Raw genomic sequence first — 13,936 nt, forward strand, 5'->3', positions numbered from 1 at the left:
GAACCGGAGGCACGCATGTCGATTATCGTCCAGAACATGACCAAACGCTTTGGCCGGACCGAGGTCCTGCGCGGCATCGACCTGACCATCGAGTCGGGCGAGCTAGTAGCGCTGCTTGGCCCCTCGGGCTCGGGCAAGACGACGCTTCTGAAGATCATCGCGGGGCTGGAATGGCCCGACGCCGGGCGGCTGCAGGTTGAGGGTGCGGACTGGCTGCAACTGGCCGCGCAGGACCGCCGCATCGGCTTCGTCTTCCAGCATTACGCGCTGTTCCCGCATATGACGGTGCGCGACAACATCGCCTTCGGCCTGACCGTGCGCCCGCGCGCCGAGCGTCCGGGCAAGGCGGTCATCGACGCCAAGGTCGATGAACTGCTGGAGTTCCTGCAGATCGCCCCGCTGGGCGAGCGCTATCCGCTGCAACTCTCGGGTGGGCAGCGCCAGCGCGTGGCGCTTGGCCGGGCCTTGGCGATCCAGCCGACGGTGCTGTTACTGGATGAACCCTTCGGCGCGCTGGATGCCGCTGTGCGCCGCGACCTGCGGCAATGGCTGCGGGGCGTCCATGACGCCACCGGCTCGACCACGATCTTCGTGACCCACGATCAGGAAGAGGCGTTCGAACTGGCCGACCGCGTCGTCGTCATGGGCGAAGGCCGGATCGAGCAGATCGGCCATGCCGACCAGATCGTCGACCACCCCGCCTCGCCCTTCGTGGCCCGCTTCATGGGCGCGACCATCGAACTGCCGGTCACCCTGACCGCTGGCCGGGCCGAGGGTGAGGGGCTGGACCTCTCGCACCTGCCGCGCCGTGCGCTGCCCGATGGTCCCGCCACACTGTTCCTGCGCCCTGCCGACGTGACGCCCGTGCCGACCGCGAACGGGCGCTGGCGCATCTGCCGCCTGACCAGCACCGGCTCGCTTCTGCGGGTCGATCTTGATGAAGGCGGCACGCCCGGCTTCAGCGTCGATCTGCCGCGCCGCGCGCCGCAGGCCCGCGCGCTGACCGTCGGCACCCGCGTCAATCTGGCCCCCGAGGCCGGAGCTCTGTTTTCCACTGTTGCCGAGCGGTCGTCCCCCGCGCGGGGCGACACCACCCAACCGCTCAAGGAGCATTCTGCATGATACTGTCAAAATTCCGCGCGGCCGCACTGGCGCTCGCCATCGGGGCCACTCCCGCCGTGGCGCAGGACAAGATCCTGAACGTCAGCTATGACATCGCGCGCGAGCTGTTCGAGGCGCTGAACCCCGAGTTCCAGAAGCACTGGCAGGAAAAGACCGGCCGCACCGTCACCATCGACCAAAGCCACGGCGGCTCGTCGAAGCAGGCGCGCGCCATTCTTGAGGGGCTGGACGCCGACGTCGTGACTTTCAACCAGGAAACCGATGTCGACGTGCTGGCCAAGGCTGGGCTGGTCGCCGAGGACTGGCGCAACGCCTTCCCGAACGGCGCCTCGCCCTATTACTCGCTGCCGGCGTTCCTGGTGCGCGAGGGCAACCCAAAGAACATCAAGGACTGGTCGGACCTGACGCGCGATGACGTGCAGGCGGTCTTCCCGAACCCCAAGACCAGCGGCAACGGGCGCTATACCTACTTGGCCGCCTATGCCTATGCGCTGGAACAGAACGGCGGCGATCAGGCCAAAGCGCAGGAATTCGTGCGCAAGATCCTGTCGCAGGTTCCGGTCTTTGACACCGGCGGTCGCGCCGCCACCCAGACCTTTGCCGAGCGTGAGATCGGCGATGTGCTGATCACCTTCGAGGCCGAAACCGCAGGCATCGCCAAGCAATATGCCGATCGCGGCTTTGTCGCGGTGACGCCCTCGACCAGCCTGTTCGCGGCATTCCCCATCGCGCTGGTCGCCCAGAACGCCGAGCGCAAGGGCACGACCGAGGTCTCGACCGAGTACCTGAACTGGCTCTATTCGCCCGAGGCGCAGGACACGCTGGCCGAAAACCACTACCGCGTCACCGACAAGGACGTTGCCGCGAAGTTTGCCGACCAGCAGCCGGAAGTGAAGCTGCTGACCGTCGATGACGTCTTCGGCGGCTGGGACAAGGTCACCGAAGAGCATTTTGCCGAAGGCGGCATCCTTGATCAGGTCTTTGTCAACCAATGACCGATGTTGCGGCACCCATCCGCAGGAAACGCGTGCTGCCGGGGTTCACACTGAGCCTTGGCACCACGCTGCTTTATCTGACGCTGATCATCCTGATCCCGGTGCTGGCGCTGGTGCTGAAAGGGGCCGAGATCGGGCCCGAGCGTTTCCTGCGCATCATCACCTCGCCGCGGACGCTGGCGGCGCTGAAGATCACCGTCACAGCGGCGGCGGTCGCCACGCTTTTCAACGCGCTTTACGGGCTTTTGATGGCCTGGGTGCTGGTGCGCTATGAATTCCCCGGAAAGCGCCTTCTGGATGCGCTGATGGACATTCCCTTCGCCCTGCCGACCGCCGTCGCGGGCCTTGCGCTGACCGCGCTTTTTTCGGCGAACGGCTGGTTCGGATCAGTGCTGGAAAGCGCGGGGATCTCGGTTGTCTATACGATCTGGGGCATCATCATCGCGATGACCTTCACCTCGATCCCCTTTGTCGTGCGCACCGTCCAGCCCGTGCTGGAGGATCTGGACCCGACGCTGGAACAGGCCGCCGTGACGCTGGGCGCGCGGCCCTGGACGATCTTCACCCGCATCGTCTTTCCCGCGATCCTGCCCGCCTTTCTGGCCGGGTCGACCATCGCCTTCGCCCGCAGCCTGGGCGAATTCGGCGCGGTCGTCTTCATCGCCGGGAACAAACCCAACGAAACCGAGATCGCCTCGCTTCTGGCCTTCATCCGGCTTGAGGAATACGACTATGCCGGTGCCGCCGCCATTGCGCTGGTGCTGCTGATCATGGCGCTGACGCTGCTTCTGATCTCGAACCTCATCCAGATCTGGTCCGCCCGCCACCGAGAGCCCCGATGAACACGCTCGCCCTGTCGCCCCCGCGTCCCCGTGCCAGTCTGGTGCCGAAGCTGCTGATCGGCCTTGCGGTCGTGCTGACCGCACTGCTGGTCATCGCGCCGCTGACCTATATCTTCTACCGGGCGCTTTCCGAGGGCTGGGCGGTCTATGCCAAGAACATCACCGATCCGCAGACCCTGCATGCGATCTGGCTGACCGCGCTGGTCGCGCTGATCGTCGTGCCGGTCAACATGGCCTTCGGCATCGCCGCCGCATGGGCCGTCGCCAAGCATCGCTTCCCGGGGCGCGGGCTGCTGGTCACGCTGATCGAGATCCCCTTCTCGATCTCTCCGATCATCGCGGGCATTTGCTACCTGCTGCTTTATGGCCGTCAGGGGCTGCTGGGCCCGTTCCTGCTGGAGCATGACCTGAAGATCATGTTCGCGCTGCCCGGCATCGTGCTGGTCACCATGTTCGTCACCGCCCCCTTCGTCGCGCGCGAGGTGCTGCCGCTGATGCAGGCGCAGGGCACCGAGCAGGAAGAGGCCGCCGTGACGCTGGGCGCCAGCGGCTGGCAGATCTTCCGCCGCGTGACCCTGCCCAACATCAAATGGGCGCTGCTTTACGGCGCGGTCCTGTGTTCGGCCCGCGCGGTGGGCGAATTCGGCGGCGTCTCGGTCGTCTCGGGCAACGTCCGGGGGCAGACGAACACCCTGCCCCTGCAGGTCGAGTTGCTGTTCAACGACCTCAACGTGGTTGGCGCTTTCGCCGCCGCCTCGACGCTGACGCTGATCGCACTGGTGGCGCTGGTCGTCAAATCGCTGCTGGAGGTGCGGGGCAAGGGCTGAACAAGCCGTGACCTCGTGCCGCAGCGATGCGGTTCGCGATAGACTCGGCCTCTTGCGCCCCCTAGGTTTCATCTCATGGAAGACGCCGCCCTCAACATGCCCTGCCCGGAACTGCCGAAGCCTCGCAGCTTCTGGCAGCGCATTGCCGACCGGCTGGCGGCGCTGGTCGGCTCGAAACGCGCGGCGACCCCGCCCGAACGCTCGGTTGCCTTCACCATCGCGGTGATCGCGCTTGGCGCGAAGCTGGCCAAGGCCGACGGTCAGGTCCAGCGCTCTGAGGTTTCGGCCTTCCGCCGCGTTTTCATCATCCCCCGTTCCGAGGAACGCAACGCCGCCCGCGTCTTCGACTTGGCGCGTGAGGATGTGGCCGGTTTCGACGCCTGGGCGCGCCGGATTGCGGCGCTTTTTCCGCCGGGCGATCCGGTGCTGGTCGATGTCATCGAGGGGCTGTTCATCATCGCCGTCGCCGATGGCGCGCTGCATGAGGCCGAGACGATCTTCATCGACGAGGTGGCCCGCATCTTCAGCCTCTCGCCTGCGCAGGTCGCGACCATCCGCGCCCGCCATGACCCCGATCAGGGCTGCCCGCCCTGCGAGGTGCTGGGCGTGGCCATCGACACGCCTTTGCCCGAGGCCCGCAAGCGCTGGCGCGAACTGGTGCGCGAGGCCCATCCCGACCGCGCCATTTCACGCGGCCTTCCGCCCGAGGCCGTGCGTCTGGCCGAGGCACGGACGCGCGCGCTCAACGATGCCTGGGATCACTTCCGCAAGATGCACCAGCAGATGAACCCCGTCACCGGCTGACGGAACCCTGACCGCGCGCAAGGGGTTTCCTGTCCGATGACTGCGAAAGGCCCCTGCGATGAAACCAATCCTCTCTGCGCTGATGCTGTCGGTCCTGCTGACCCTAGGCCCCGCTTATGCCCAGCAGGGCTATGAGCCGCCCTTGGCCGGACCCGAGGATATGCCGCAGGATCAGGACCGCGACCGGGGCGACCCGCTGAAGGACGGGCTCGAAGGCGCGCTGCAGAATCTTCTGCGCGACGTCGAGCCGCATATGGAGGCCATCGGGCGCGAGCTTGAGGGGGCGATGTCCGAGTTTGGCCCGGTGTTCGAGGATCTCAGCTCGCTGATGGATGACATCGGCAATTATCAGGCGCCCGAACGGCTGGAGAATGGCGATATCCTGATCCGCCGCCGTGCCGACGCGCCGCCGCCCCCGCCGGTGGGCGATGCGCTGCAGAACATGCTGCGCCCGCGCGCCGAGGATGATCCGCGCCTGAACCCGCGCCGCCCGGCCGACGATCCGCCGCGCGACATCCCGCTGGAAGAAGCGCAGCCCCCTGCCTATGAGCTGGACCTTTAGACCCGCCTTGGGCCGAAGCTTTCCACCCATTCGACCAGTCGCGGCAGGGCACGCCGCCGCAGGTCATAGCCTTCGGTGATCGTGCTGCGCGCGGCCTCTTTCAGGCGTGCGGCCTCGGGATCGCCTTCCAGCCCCCGGATCAGCGCGGCCTCCAGCGCCTGCTGGTCGAAGAAGGGCACCAGCCGACCGTTCTTGCCGTCCTGGATCAGCTCTTGCACGGGCGCGGTGTCCGAGGCCACGATGTAGCAGCCCGCCCCCATCGCCTCGGTCAGGGACCAGCTAAGCACGAACGGATAGGTCAGATAGCAGTGGACCCGCGCGACCTGCAGCAGTGACAGATATTGCGCATAGGGCACGCGGCCCAGGAAATGGATGCGCGAGAGGTCAAGCTTGCCCTCCAGCTCTGACAGCATCGCCGCCTTCCAGCTGTCGGCATTCTTGGGCTTGCCGCCGTAGCTCACGTCCTCCTCGCCGCCGACCAGCACGACCTGCGCATCGGGTCGCGCGCGCATCACCTCGGGCAAGGCGCGCATGAAACTGTGAAAGCCGCGATACGGCTCCAGCGAGCGTGAGACATAGCTCAGCACCTCGTCGCCCTGCCGCAGAACCCGGCCATTCGGCAGCGTCAGCGTCGCCTCGGGGTTCGGGCGGACCACATCAACGTCGATGCCGTCATGGATCACCGTCAGCTTCTGGCGCAATTCGGGTGGAAAGGAATTGGCCTGATAATGCGTCGGCGCCAGCCCCGCATCCGCCTGCACGATGCCCTGAATCAGATGGGCCGAGCGCGCGACGGTCGAGACCCGCCCCTCATCCGTGCCGGGCGAGATTTCGGCGTCAAAACCGACATCATGGCCACGCGTGCGATAAAGCAGCTCGGCATAGACCAGAAGGCGCGCCTCGGGCCAGATCTCGCGCAGAAACAGTGTCTCGCCCCAGCCGGAATGGCCGAAGATCAGATCGGGCGTATAGCCATGCTGATCGCGCAGCGCCCGGCAGCCGCGCGCCGCCAGCCAGCCCCGCTCGGCATGTTCGGCATAGGTCTTGCCCAGCGAGGGCGGGAACTGCATCTCGCCCGGTGATTTGTAGCGCACCACCCTGACCGGAGAGGGGCGCTTGTTCTGCTCATCCGTCAGCCCCATCACCTCATGGCCCCGCGCCGCAAGCGCAGGGGCCAGATGCACGAACTGGCCGGGGAAGTTCTGGTGAACGAACAAAATCTTCATGTGGACGGCCTGACACTGTTTTCAAAGGCCGCCGCCATCAGGCGACGGGTGTACTCATCCTGCGGCGCGGCAAAGACCTGCGCGGTCGGCCCCTGCTCGACCACCTCGCCCGCGCGCATCACCATGATCTGATGCGACATGGCCCGGACCACCCGCAGGTCGTGGCTGATGAACAGATAAGCCAGCCCCTGCTTGCGCTGGAAGCGGCGCAGCAGCTCGACGATCTGGACCTGCACGGTCATGTCCAGCGCCGAGGTCGGCTCATCCAGCACCACAAGCCGCGGTTTCAGGATCATCGCCCGCGCAATCGCGATGCGCTGGCGCTGCCCGCCCGAGAATTCATGCGGGTAACGGTGCATCATCGTGGGGTCCAGCCCCACCTCGGTCATCATGCCGGCGACCAGCGCGCGCGGGTCCTGCCCCGCTTCGATGCCATGGACGCCCAGACCTTCGGCGATGATCTGTTCGACCGTCATCCGGGGCGAAAGGCTGCCATAAGGGTCCTGAAAGACGATCTGCATGTCGCGCCGCAACCGGCGCAGCCCGCGCCCCTGCAGGCCCGAGATATCGCGCCCCATGAACAGGATCGGGCCTTCGCTTTCAATCAGCCGCATGATCGCCAGCGCCAGCGTCGTCTTGCCCGAGCCGGATTCGCCCACGATCCCCAGCGTCTCACCGGCGCGCACGCTCAGCGTCGCGCCATTCACGGCCTTCACATGGCCGACGGTGCGGCGCAGCCAGCCGCGCTTGATCGGGAACCAGACCTTCAGGTCGCGGGTCGCCACGATCTCGGGCGCATCCTCGGTAAAAGGTTCGGCCAGCCCCTTCGGCTCGGCCTCCAACAGCTTGCGGGTATAGGGATGCTGGGGGCTCGCGAAGATCTGGGCGGCGGGGCCCTGCTCGACGATCTCGCCATCCTCCATCACACAGACATGGTCGGCGATGCGCCGCACGAGGCCAAGGTCATGGCTGATGAAAAGCATCGACAACTGCTCATCGCGCTTGAGATCCGCCAGAAGCTCCATGATCTGCGCCTGAATCGTCACATCCAGCGCCGTCGTCGGCTCGTCGGCGATCAGCAGTTCCGGGCCGTTCGCCAGCGCCATGGCGATCATCACGCGCTGGCGCTGACCGCCCGAAAGCTGGTGTGGATAGTCCTGCAGCCGCGTTTCCGGGTCGCGGATGCCGACCTTGGTCAGCAGTTCGATCACCCGCGCGCGGGCGGGCTCGCCTTGCAGGCCCTGATGCAGCGCAAGGCTTTCCTCCAGCTGCCGCTCGATCGTCTGCAGCGGGTTCAGCGAGGTCATCGGCTCTTGAAAGATGAAGCTGATGTCATTGCCGCGCACAGCACGCAAGGTCGCCTCGGGCGCGCCAACGAGCTCGCGGCCCTCATAGGCAACGCTGCCCTGAACCTCAGCTGCGGCACCCAGCAGCCCCACGGTCGAAAGCGCGGTGACCGATTTGCCCGAACCGGACTCGCCCACCAGCGCGACGGTCTGGCCGCGCTCGACCCGGAAGCTGACGCCCTTGACGGCGGGCATGGTGCGGCCATCCTGCCGAAAGCTGATGCGCAGGTCCCTGACCTCAAGAACGGCGGTCATCGGAAGGTCTTTCTGGGGTCGAAGGCATCGCGCACGCCTTCAAAGATGAAGACCAGCAGCGACAGCATGAAGGCGAAGGTGAAGAAGGCGGTGAAGCCCAGCCAGGGCGCCTGCAGGTTCTGCTTGGCCTGCAGCGCCAGCTCCCCCAGCGACGGGGCCGACGCAGGCAAGCCGTAGCCCAGATAATCCAGCGCCGCGAGCGAGGAAATCGTGCCGGTTACCACGAAGGGCAGCATGGTCAGCGTGGCGACCATGGCATTGGGCAGGATATGGCGGAACATGATCTTCCGGTCGCTGACGCCAAGCGCGCGGGCGGCGCGCACATATTCGAAGTTGCGCGCCCGCAGGAACTCGGCCCGCACCACGCCGACCAGCGCGGGCCAGCCAAAGAGGATCGAGATCAGAACCAGCAGCCAGAAGCTGCGCCCGAGGATCGCGAACAGGATGATGATGACGTAAAGCGAAGGGGTCGAGCCCCAGATCTCCAGCATGCGCTGCAGGAAAAGGTCGGTCCGGCCGCCGAAATAGCCCTGCACGGCGCCTGCGGTGATGCCGATGACCGAGCTGACGATGGTCACGATCAGCGTGAAGAGGATCGACATGCGGAAGCCATAGATCACCCGCGCCAGCACATCGCGCGAGGTGTCGTCGGTACCCAGCAGGTGCTTGCTGTCGGGCGCACTGGGCGCGGTGCCGACATTGTTGATGGTGCGGTAATGATAGGGAATGGGGGGCCAGACCATCCAGCCGCGCTCGATCGGCTCACCCGCGACCTGTCCGGTTTCGGCGGCCTCGCTCATGGTGGCCTCGGGGTCGTCCCAGCATTCCTCACGCCCGCCGGTGCGGATCAGGCATTGAACGCTGGGGTCGGTATAGATCGCCTCGGTGCCGAAATCGCCGCCGAAGGCGGTCTCGGGATAAAAGCGGTAGGCGGGAAAGAACAGATCGCCCTTGTAGCTGACCACGACCGGCTTGTCGTTCGCCACCAGTTCCGCAAACAGCGTCACGACGAAGATGATCGAAAAGATCACCAGCGACCAGAAGGCGCGCTTGTTGCGGCGGAAATTGCGCCAGCGGCGCTGGTTCAGCTCGGATACCGCCATCAGCCCGCTCTCCGCTCGAAGTCGATGCGCGGGTCGACGAAGACATACATGAGGTCAGAGAGGATGCCCACCACCAGCCCCAGCAGGCCAAAGACCCAGAGCGTGCCGAAGATCACCGGATAGTCGCGCTGAACCGCCGCCTCGAACCCCAGCCGCCCCAGCCCGTCGAGCGAGAAGATCGTCTCGATCAGGATGGAGGAGCCGAAGAAGACGCCCAGAAACAGCGCCGGAAAACCGGCAATGACGATCAGCATGGCATTGCGGAAGACGTGGCCGTAAAGCACCCGCCGCTCGGTCAGGCCCTTGGCGCGGGCGGTGATGACGTATTGCTTGTTGATCTCGTCAAGGAAGCTGTTCTTGGTCAGCAGGGTCAGGGTGGCGAAGCTGGCGATGGTCGTGGCCGCCACCGGCAGCGTGATGTGCCACAGATAGTCCTTGATCTTGCCCCAGACGCTGAGGTCGGCGAAATTGTCCGAGGTGAGCCCCCGCAGCGGGAAGATCTGCCAGTAAGAGCCACCCGCGAACAGCATCATCAAGAGCACCGCGAACAGGAACCCGGGGATCGCATAGCCGATGATGATGGCGCTGGAGGTCCAGGTGTCGAAGGCCGTGCCGTCGCGCACCGCCTTGCGGATGCCCAGCGGGATCGAGATCAAATAGGCGATCAGCGTCGACCACAGGCCCAGCGTGATCGAGACCGGCAGCTTCTCGATCACCAGATCCGTCACCGAGACCGAGCGGAAGAAGCTGGTGCCGAAATCGAAGCGGACATAATTGCCCATCATCACCATGAAGCGCTGGAACGCGCCGATCTTTTCCTTGTGGCAATCGGGCGATTTCAGATCGGGCGCACCCTCATGGCCTTCGGTGCAGACAATGCGCGAAAAGCCCATCTGCACCTCAAGCTGGTCCAGCAGTTCGGGCGGAATGCCCCGCGCGCCCGCATATTCCGAGCTGGCCTGCTGGGCCGTATCGCCCCCCGCGCCCGCAATGTTGCGAAACGCGTCACCCTCGCCCTGAATGCGGGCAATGACCTGATCGATCGGCCCGCCGGGGACGAATTGCGTCAAGGTGAAGTTGACCAGCATGATGCCGATCAGCGTCGGAATGATCAGCAGCAAGCGCCGCAGGATATAGGCTGCCATTCGCCCTGTCTCTTGCCCCTTGTGCCCTGAGGCCGGTTCAGCGCAACGCGCCCGCCTGTTTCAGCTTTTCAGCCTTATCGGCGTCATACCACCAGAAATCAAGCTCGCCCAAGGCATAGGGGGGCATGGTGTCGGGATGGGCGTACATGTCGTAATAGGCCAGCGTGTAATCGGCCTTGTACCATTGCGGAACCCAGAAGCGCAGCGCGCGAAGGCTGCGGTCGAAGGCCTTGATGATATTGTCCATTTCCTCTTGCGTGGTCGCGGCGATGCCCAGCTTCATCAGCTGGTCGATGGCCGGGTTGGCAAGCCCCATGCTGTTGAAGACATCGCCCACATTCTCCGAGCCGAAATACTGCTCGGTGCCGCCGCCCATGTAGAAGCTCTGGCCCAGCGAATCCGTCACAATGTCGAAATCATGTGAGCGGGTGCGGGTCTCCATCTCAGCATCATCGACGCGGGCGTTGGTGGCGTCGATGCCGACCGCGCGAAGGTTCTGCACGAAGGGGTTGATAATGCGGTCAAAACTTTGGTTCGCATTCAGGAATTCGACCTTCAGGGTCTCATTCTTGTCATTGCGGCGAATGCCGTCGCTGCCGACCTTCCAGCCCGCCTCATCCAGCAGACGCGCGGCCTTGCGCAGGTTCCCCCGATCCAACTGGCTGTTCGACGAGACCGGCTGAACGACCGCATCCTCGGTCAGGATACCCTCGGGCAGGTCCTTGGCCAGAGGCTCCAGCAGCGCAAGTTCGCCCGGCGTGGGCGGGCCTTCGGCCTTCAGATCGCTGTTGTCCCAGAAGGAATTCACGCGGGTGTTCAGCCCGTACATCAGCGTCTCATTCGTCCATTCGAAGTTGAAGACCAACCCGATGGCCTCGCGCACGCGAATGTCCTGAAACTTCTCGCGGCGCAGGTTGAAGACCCAGGCCTGACCCGAGGCGATATTGCCATTGGGCAGCGTTTCCTTGACCACCGAGCCATTCTTGAACGCCGGGAAATCATAGCGCGTCGCCCAGTGGATCGACGAGACCTCGTTACGGAAAGTATAGATACCTGCCTTGAAGGCCTCGAATGCGGCATCGTAATCGGCGAAATACTCGACCCGGATGCGGTCGAAATTGTGCCGCCCGACGTTGATCGGCAGATCCTTGCCCCAATAGTCGGGGTTGCGGCGGACGCTGATCGAGCGGCCCATCTCGACCTTGTCGAGAATATAGGGCCCCGAGCCGATGAAGGGCAGATTGCTGCTTTGCTCGATATCGCGCTTGTTCTTTTCGAAATCGGCGCGCGAGAAAATGACCTGGCTTCCGACCTGCTGAATCACGTCGCGGCGCGGATAATCGGGCGCGAAATAGAATTTGACGCTGTGATCGTCCAGCACCTCGGCCTTGCTGACCATGCGCGAGATGCCGGTGCGATAAGAGGACAGGCCCTTGTCGCGCAGAAGCTCAAAGGAAAACAGCACGTCATGCGCCGTCAGCGGCGTCCCGTCCGAGAATTTCGCCTCGGGGCGCAGGTGGAAGATGACCCAGTCCCGGCTTTCCGGATATTCGATGGTCTCGCAGAGCAGGCAATAGGATGAGCCGCGCTCATCCACCGCGTCCTCCATCAGCCGCTCCAGCGGCATGATCGACAGCGCCGTCGCCCGGCCGCGATGGGTGAAGGGGTTGTGACTGTCAAAGCCGCCCTGCCCCCATTCCGAAATCTCGCCGCCCTTGGGCGCGTCGGGGTTCACATAGCGCAGGTGCTTGTAGTCAGCGGGCAGTTCGGGTTCGCCGAAAACCGCGATCCCGTGCGAGGTGATGGTTTTTTCCTGTCCATCCTGCGCGGCGGCGGCGAAAGGCGCCACGGCCAGAAGTGCAATGATCGATGCCTGTCGCAGGAAGGGCTTTGTCATCTCGCTCTCATTCTTTGTTATTATGGCTTTGTGGTCCGGGTCTTCGCTTGGGCGGCCCCTCACGGCGCCTGCCTGCGGACAAGCTAGCAGCCACGCGCCCCGGTTCAACATGCAAATCCGTGAGCAGCCGAAAGTCGGGCCCCTGCCAAGGCCGGTCGCAGGACATGAAAAAGGGGCGCAAAAGCGCCCCTGATCCGTCATGAAATTCTGTCGATCTTACTTCTGGGTTTCCAGATAGGCGATCAGGTTGGCGCGGTCCTGGGCTTTCGGCAGGCCAGCGAAGGACATCTTGGTGCCTTTCACGGCGGCCTTCGGGTTTTCCAGGAAGTGCGACAGCGCGGCCGGGGTCCAGTCCGGATCCTCGGAAGCGTGGGCGCGCATGGAATCGGTATAGCTGAAGTTCGCATCGCTGGCGACCGCGCGGCCGACAACGCCGTTCAGGTGCGGGCCGGTGCTGTCCGAGCCGTCCAGCTTGTGGCAGGCCTTGCACTTGCCGAAGACTTTCTCGCCTGCGGCAGCATCGGCCGTGGCATAGATTTCATCAAAGCTCGGGCCGGCATCGGCCGCTGCGGTGTCGCCACCGGCGGATTCTTCGACCGGGATGGTGTAAGCCTGCGCATGTTCTTCGTCGCCGTGACCTGCGGCACCGACGTGATAGAGGCTGGAAGCGCCCCACTGAACCAGCAACAGGAACAGAAGCGAGCCAATCAGCGCACCGGCCGTCTTGGTAAGGGTCATGGTGTTGAACATATCTGCGGCTCCCTTGTACGGTCTGTCCGTGGAATTGGGCGTTATCTATCCGCTTTCGTTCCCTTGGTTCAAGGTATAGTTGTCGCTTTGCCGCGACAATTAGGGGCGAACTGATGTCGCCCCGACACGGCCAACACGATCCCGAACCGTCAAGGTATACCGATGTCTGATAACCTGATCGCATTCCAGGGCGAACCTGGCGCTTACAGCCACCAGGCCTGCCGCACCTATGTGCCGGAAATGGAGACGATTCCCTGCCGCACGTTCGAGGATGTGATCGAGACGGTCCGCAGCGGCAAGGCGCGCCTCGCGATGCTGCCGGTCGAGAATTCGACCTATGGCCGGGTGGCGGATATCCACCACCTGTTGCCAGAAAGCGGCCTGCACATCATCAACGAAGGGTTCGTGCGCGTGCACATCAGCCTTCTGGGCGTGCCGGGTGCCAAGGTTGAAGACATAACCGACGCGATGAGCCACCCCGTCCTTCTGGGCCAGTGCCGCGGCTTTCTGCGCGACCACAACATCCGCAGCATCGTGGGCGCGGATACCGCAGGCTCGGCCATGGAGGTCGCGCGGCGCGGTGAAAAGCAGCTTGCCGCCCTTGCCGCCCCCATCGCGGGCGAAATCTATGGCCTGACCGAGCTTGCCCATCAGATCGAGGATCGCGCGAACAACACCACCCGCTTCCTGATCATGGCGCGCGAGCCCGACCTGACGCGGCGCACGAATGCCTCGGGCGATCCGACCATGATCACCAGCTTTGTCTTCCACGTCCGCAACATCCCGGCCGCGCTTTACAAGGCGCTTGGCGGCTTTGCGACGAACGGCGTCAACATGACGAAGCTGGAAAGCTATATGGTCAACGGCGTCTTCACCGCGACCCAGTTCTATGCCGATATCGAAGGCCACCCCGAAGACGCGAATGTCGCGCGTGCGCTGGAGGAACTGGGCTTCTTCACCTCCAGCATGAAGATCCTCGGCGTCTATCCCGCCGATCCGCTGCGCGCCGCTCAGGCGGCCGAGGCGGCAGAGTAACCCTTTCCGGGCTGATGCGCGGGACGT

The 13,936-nt window shown here is 64.5% G+C and carries 13 protein-coding genes; 7 read left to right on the top strand and 6 right to left on the bottom strand.

Annotated features, from left to right (window positions below):
* The first annotated feature begins 15 nt into the window (after positions 1 to 15).
* The 6 genes from IQ24_RS02600 to IQ24_RS02625 all read left to right on the top strand — a co-directional run bounded on the left by IQ24_RS02600 (position 16) and on the right by IQ24_RS02625 (position 5,152).
* A complete protein-coding gene (locus IQ24_RS02600) occupies positions 16 to 1,122 on the top strand; it encodes a sulfate/molybdate ABC transporter ATP-binding protein (RefSeq protein ID WP_145396168.1) in 1,107 nt (368 codons plus the stop codon).
* Entirely contained in the window at positions 1,119 to 2,117 is a 999-nt protein-coding gene (locus IQ24_RS02605) for a sulfate ABC transporter substrate-binding protein (RefSeq protein ID WP_145396169.1), read from the top strand. The genes IQ24_RS02600 and IQ24_RS02605 overlap by 4 nt, the downstream gene beginning before the upstream one ends.
* Positions 2,114 to 2,959, top strand: a complete 846-nt coding sequence (gene cysT / locus IQ24_RS02610) for a sulfate ABC transporter permease subunit CysT (RefSeq protein ID WP_145396170.1) — start codon at positions 2,114 to 2,116, stop codon at positions 2,957 to 2,959. Before IQ24_RS02605 ends, cysT begins: the two co-directional genes overlap by 4 nt.
* The gene (gene cysW, locus IQ24_RS02615; RefSeq protein WP_145396171.1) at positions 2,956 to 3,786 is read left to right on the top strand and encodes a sulfate ABC transporter permease subunit CysW; all 831 of its coding nucleotides are present in this window, start codon (positions 2,956 to 2,958) and stop codon (positions 3,784 to 3,786) included. The genes cysT and cysW overlap by 4 nt, the downstream gene beginning before the upstream one ends.
* Before the next feature lie 75 nt (positions 3,787 to 3,861).
* Positions 3,862 to 4,590 (top strand): molecular chaperone DjiA, encoded by a 729-nt coding sequence (locus tag IQ24_RS02620; RefSeq protein WP_145396172.1) that lies wholly within the window; start codon positions 3,862 to 3,864, stop codon positions 4,588 to 4,590.
* 58 nt (positions 4,591 to 4,648) lie between these two features.
* A complete protein-coding gene (locus tag IQ24_RS02625) occupies positions 4,649 to 5,152 on the top strand; it encodes a hypothetical protein (protein ID WP_145396173.1) in 504 nt (167 codons plus the stop codon).
* Here IQ24_RS02625 and IQ24_RS02630 read toward each other — a convergent pair.
* The 6 genes from IQ24_RS02630 to IQ24_RS02655 form a co-directional block, all read right to left on the bottom strand.
* On the bottom strand, positions 5,149 to 6,378 hold the full coding sequence (locus tag IQ24_RS02630; RefSeq protein WP_145396174.1) for a glycosyltransferase: 1,230 nt from the start codon (positions 6,376 to 6,378) through the stop codon (positions 5,149 to 5,151). The genes IQ24_RS02625 and IQ24_RS02630 overlap by 4 nt on opposite strands.
* Positions 6,375 to 7,979, bottom strand: coding sequence for an ABC transporter ATP-binding protein (locus IQ24_RS02635; RefSeq protein WP_145396175.1), 1,605 nt, complete (start codon positions 7,977 to 7,979; stop codon positions 6,375 to 6,377). Before IQ24_RS02635 ends, IQ24_RS02630 begins: the two co-directional genes overlap by 4 nt.
* Complete coding sequence (locus tag IQ24_RS02640) at positions 7,976 to 9,082, bottom strand: ABC transporter permease (protein ID WP_145396176.1); 1,107 nt, start codon at positions 9,080 to 9,082, stop codon at positions 7,976 to 7,978. The genes IQ24_RS02635 and IQ24_RS02640 overlap by 4 nt, the downstream gene beginning before the upstream one ends.
* Positions 9,082 to 10,227 carry a microcin C ABC transporter permease YejB gene (locus IQ24_RS02645; protein WP_145396177.1) on the bottom strand — a complete coding sequence of 382 codons (1,146 nt, stop codon included), beginning with the start codon at positions 10,225 to 10,227 and terminating at the stop codon, positions 9,082 to 9,084. Before IQ24_RS02645 ends, IQ24_RS02640 begins: the two co-directional genes overlap by 1 nt.
* 37 nt (positions 10,228 to 10,264) lie before the next feature.
* Complete coding sequence (locus IQ24_RS02650) at positions 10,265 to 12,124, bottom strand: extracellular solute-binding protein (protein ID WP_145396178.1); 1,860 nt, start codon at positions 12,122 to 12,124, stop codon at positions 10,265 to 10,267.
* Between the two features lie 216 nt (positions 12,125 to 12,340).
* Positions 12,341 to 12,874 carry a c-type cytochrome gene (locus IQ24_RS02655; RefSeq protein WP_145396179.1) on the bottom strand — a complete coding sequence of 178 codons (534 nt, stop codon included), beginning with the start codon at positions 12,872 to 12,874 and terminating at the stop codon, positions 12,341 to 12,343.
* 162 nt (positions 12,875 to 13,036) lie between these two features.
* Here IQ24_RS02655 and IQ24_RS02660 point away from each other — a divergent pair, with 162 nt between their 5' ends.
* Positions 13,037 to 13,909 (top strand): prephenate dehydratase, encoded by an 873-nt coding sequence (locus IQ24_RS02660; protein ID WP_145396180.1) that lies wholly within the window; start codon positions 13,037 to 13,039, stop codon positions 13,907 to 13,909.
* The last annotated feature ends 27 nt before the right edge of the window (positions 13,910 to 13,936 follow it).

The sequence above is a fragment of the Paracoccus sulfuroxidans genome (genome assembly GCF_007830335.1).
GTDB classification, from domain to species: domain Bacteria; phylum Pseudomonadota; class Alphaproteobacteria; order Rhodobacterales; family Rhodobacteraceae; genus Paracoccus; species Paracoccus sulfuroxidans.

Bases quoted from the DNA above. Each gene is read 5' to 3' on its own strand.
- IQ24_RS02600 (WP_145396168.1), top strand. From the start codon at position 16: ATGTCGATTATCGTCCAGAACATGACCAAACGCTTTGGCCGGACCGAG.
- IQ24_RS02605 (WP_145396169.1), top strand. From the start codon at position 1,119: ATGATACTGTCAAAATTCCGCGCGGCCGCACTGGCGCTCGCCATCGGG.
- cysT (WP_145396170.1), top strand. From the start codon at position 2,114: ATGACCGATGTTGCGGCACCCATCCGCAGGAAACGCGTGCTGCCGGGG.
- cysW (WP_145396171.1), top strand. From the start codon at position 2,956: ATGAACACGCTCGCCCTGTCGCCCCCGCGTCCCCGTGCCAGTCTGGTG.
- IQ24_RS02620 (WP_145396172.1), top strand. From the start codon at position 3,862: ATGGAAGACGCCGCCCTCAACATGCCCTGCCCGGAACTGCCGAAGCCT.
- IQ24_RS02625 (WP_145396173.1), top strand. From the start codon at position 4,649: ATGAAACCAATCCTCTCTGCGCTGATGCTGTCGGTCCTGCTGACCCTA.
- IQ24_RS02630 (WP_145396174.1), bottom strand. From the start codon at position 6,378: ATGAAGATTTTGTTCGTTCACCAGAACTTCCCCGGCCAGTTCGTGCAT.
- IQ24_RS02635 (WP_145396175.1), bottom strand. From the start codon at position 7,979: ATGACCGCCGTTCTTGAGGTCAGGGACCTGCGCATCAGCTTTCGGCAG.
- IQ24_RS02640 (WP_145396176.1), bottom strand. From the start codon at position 9,082: ATGGCGGTATCCGAGCTGAACCAGCGCCGCTGGCGCAATTTCCGCCGC.
- IQ24_RS02645 (WP_145396177.1), bottom strand. From the start codon at position 10,227: ATGGCAGCCTATATCCTGCGGCGCTTGCTGCTGATCATTCCGACGCTG.
- IQ24_RS02650 (WP_145396178.1), bottom strand. From the start codon at position 12,124: ATGACAAAGCCCTTCCTGCGACAGGCATCGATCATTGCACTTCTGGCC.
- IQ24_RS02655 (WP_145396179.1), bottom strand. From the start codon at position 12,874: ATGTTCAACACCATGACCCTTACCAAGACGGCCGGTGCGCTGATTGGC.
- IQ24_RS02660 (WP_145396180.1), top strand. From the start codon at position 13,037: ATGTCTGATAACCTGATCGCATTCCAGGGCGAACCTGGCGCTTACAGC.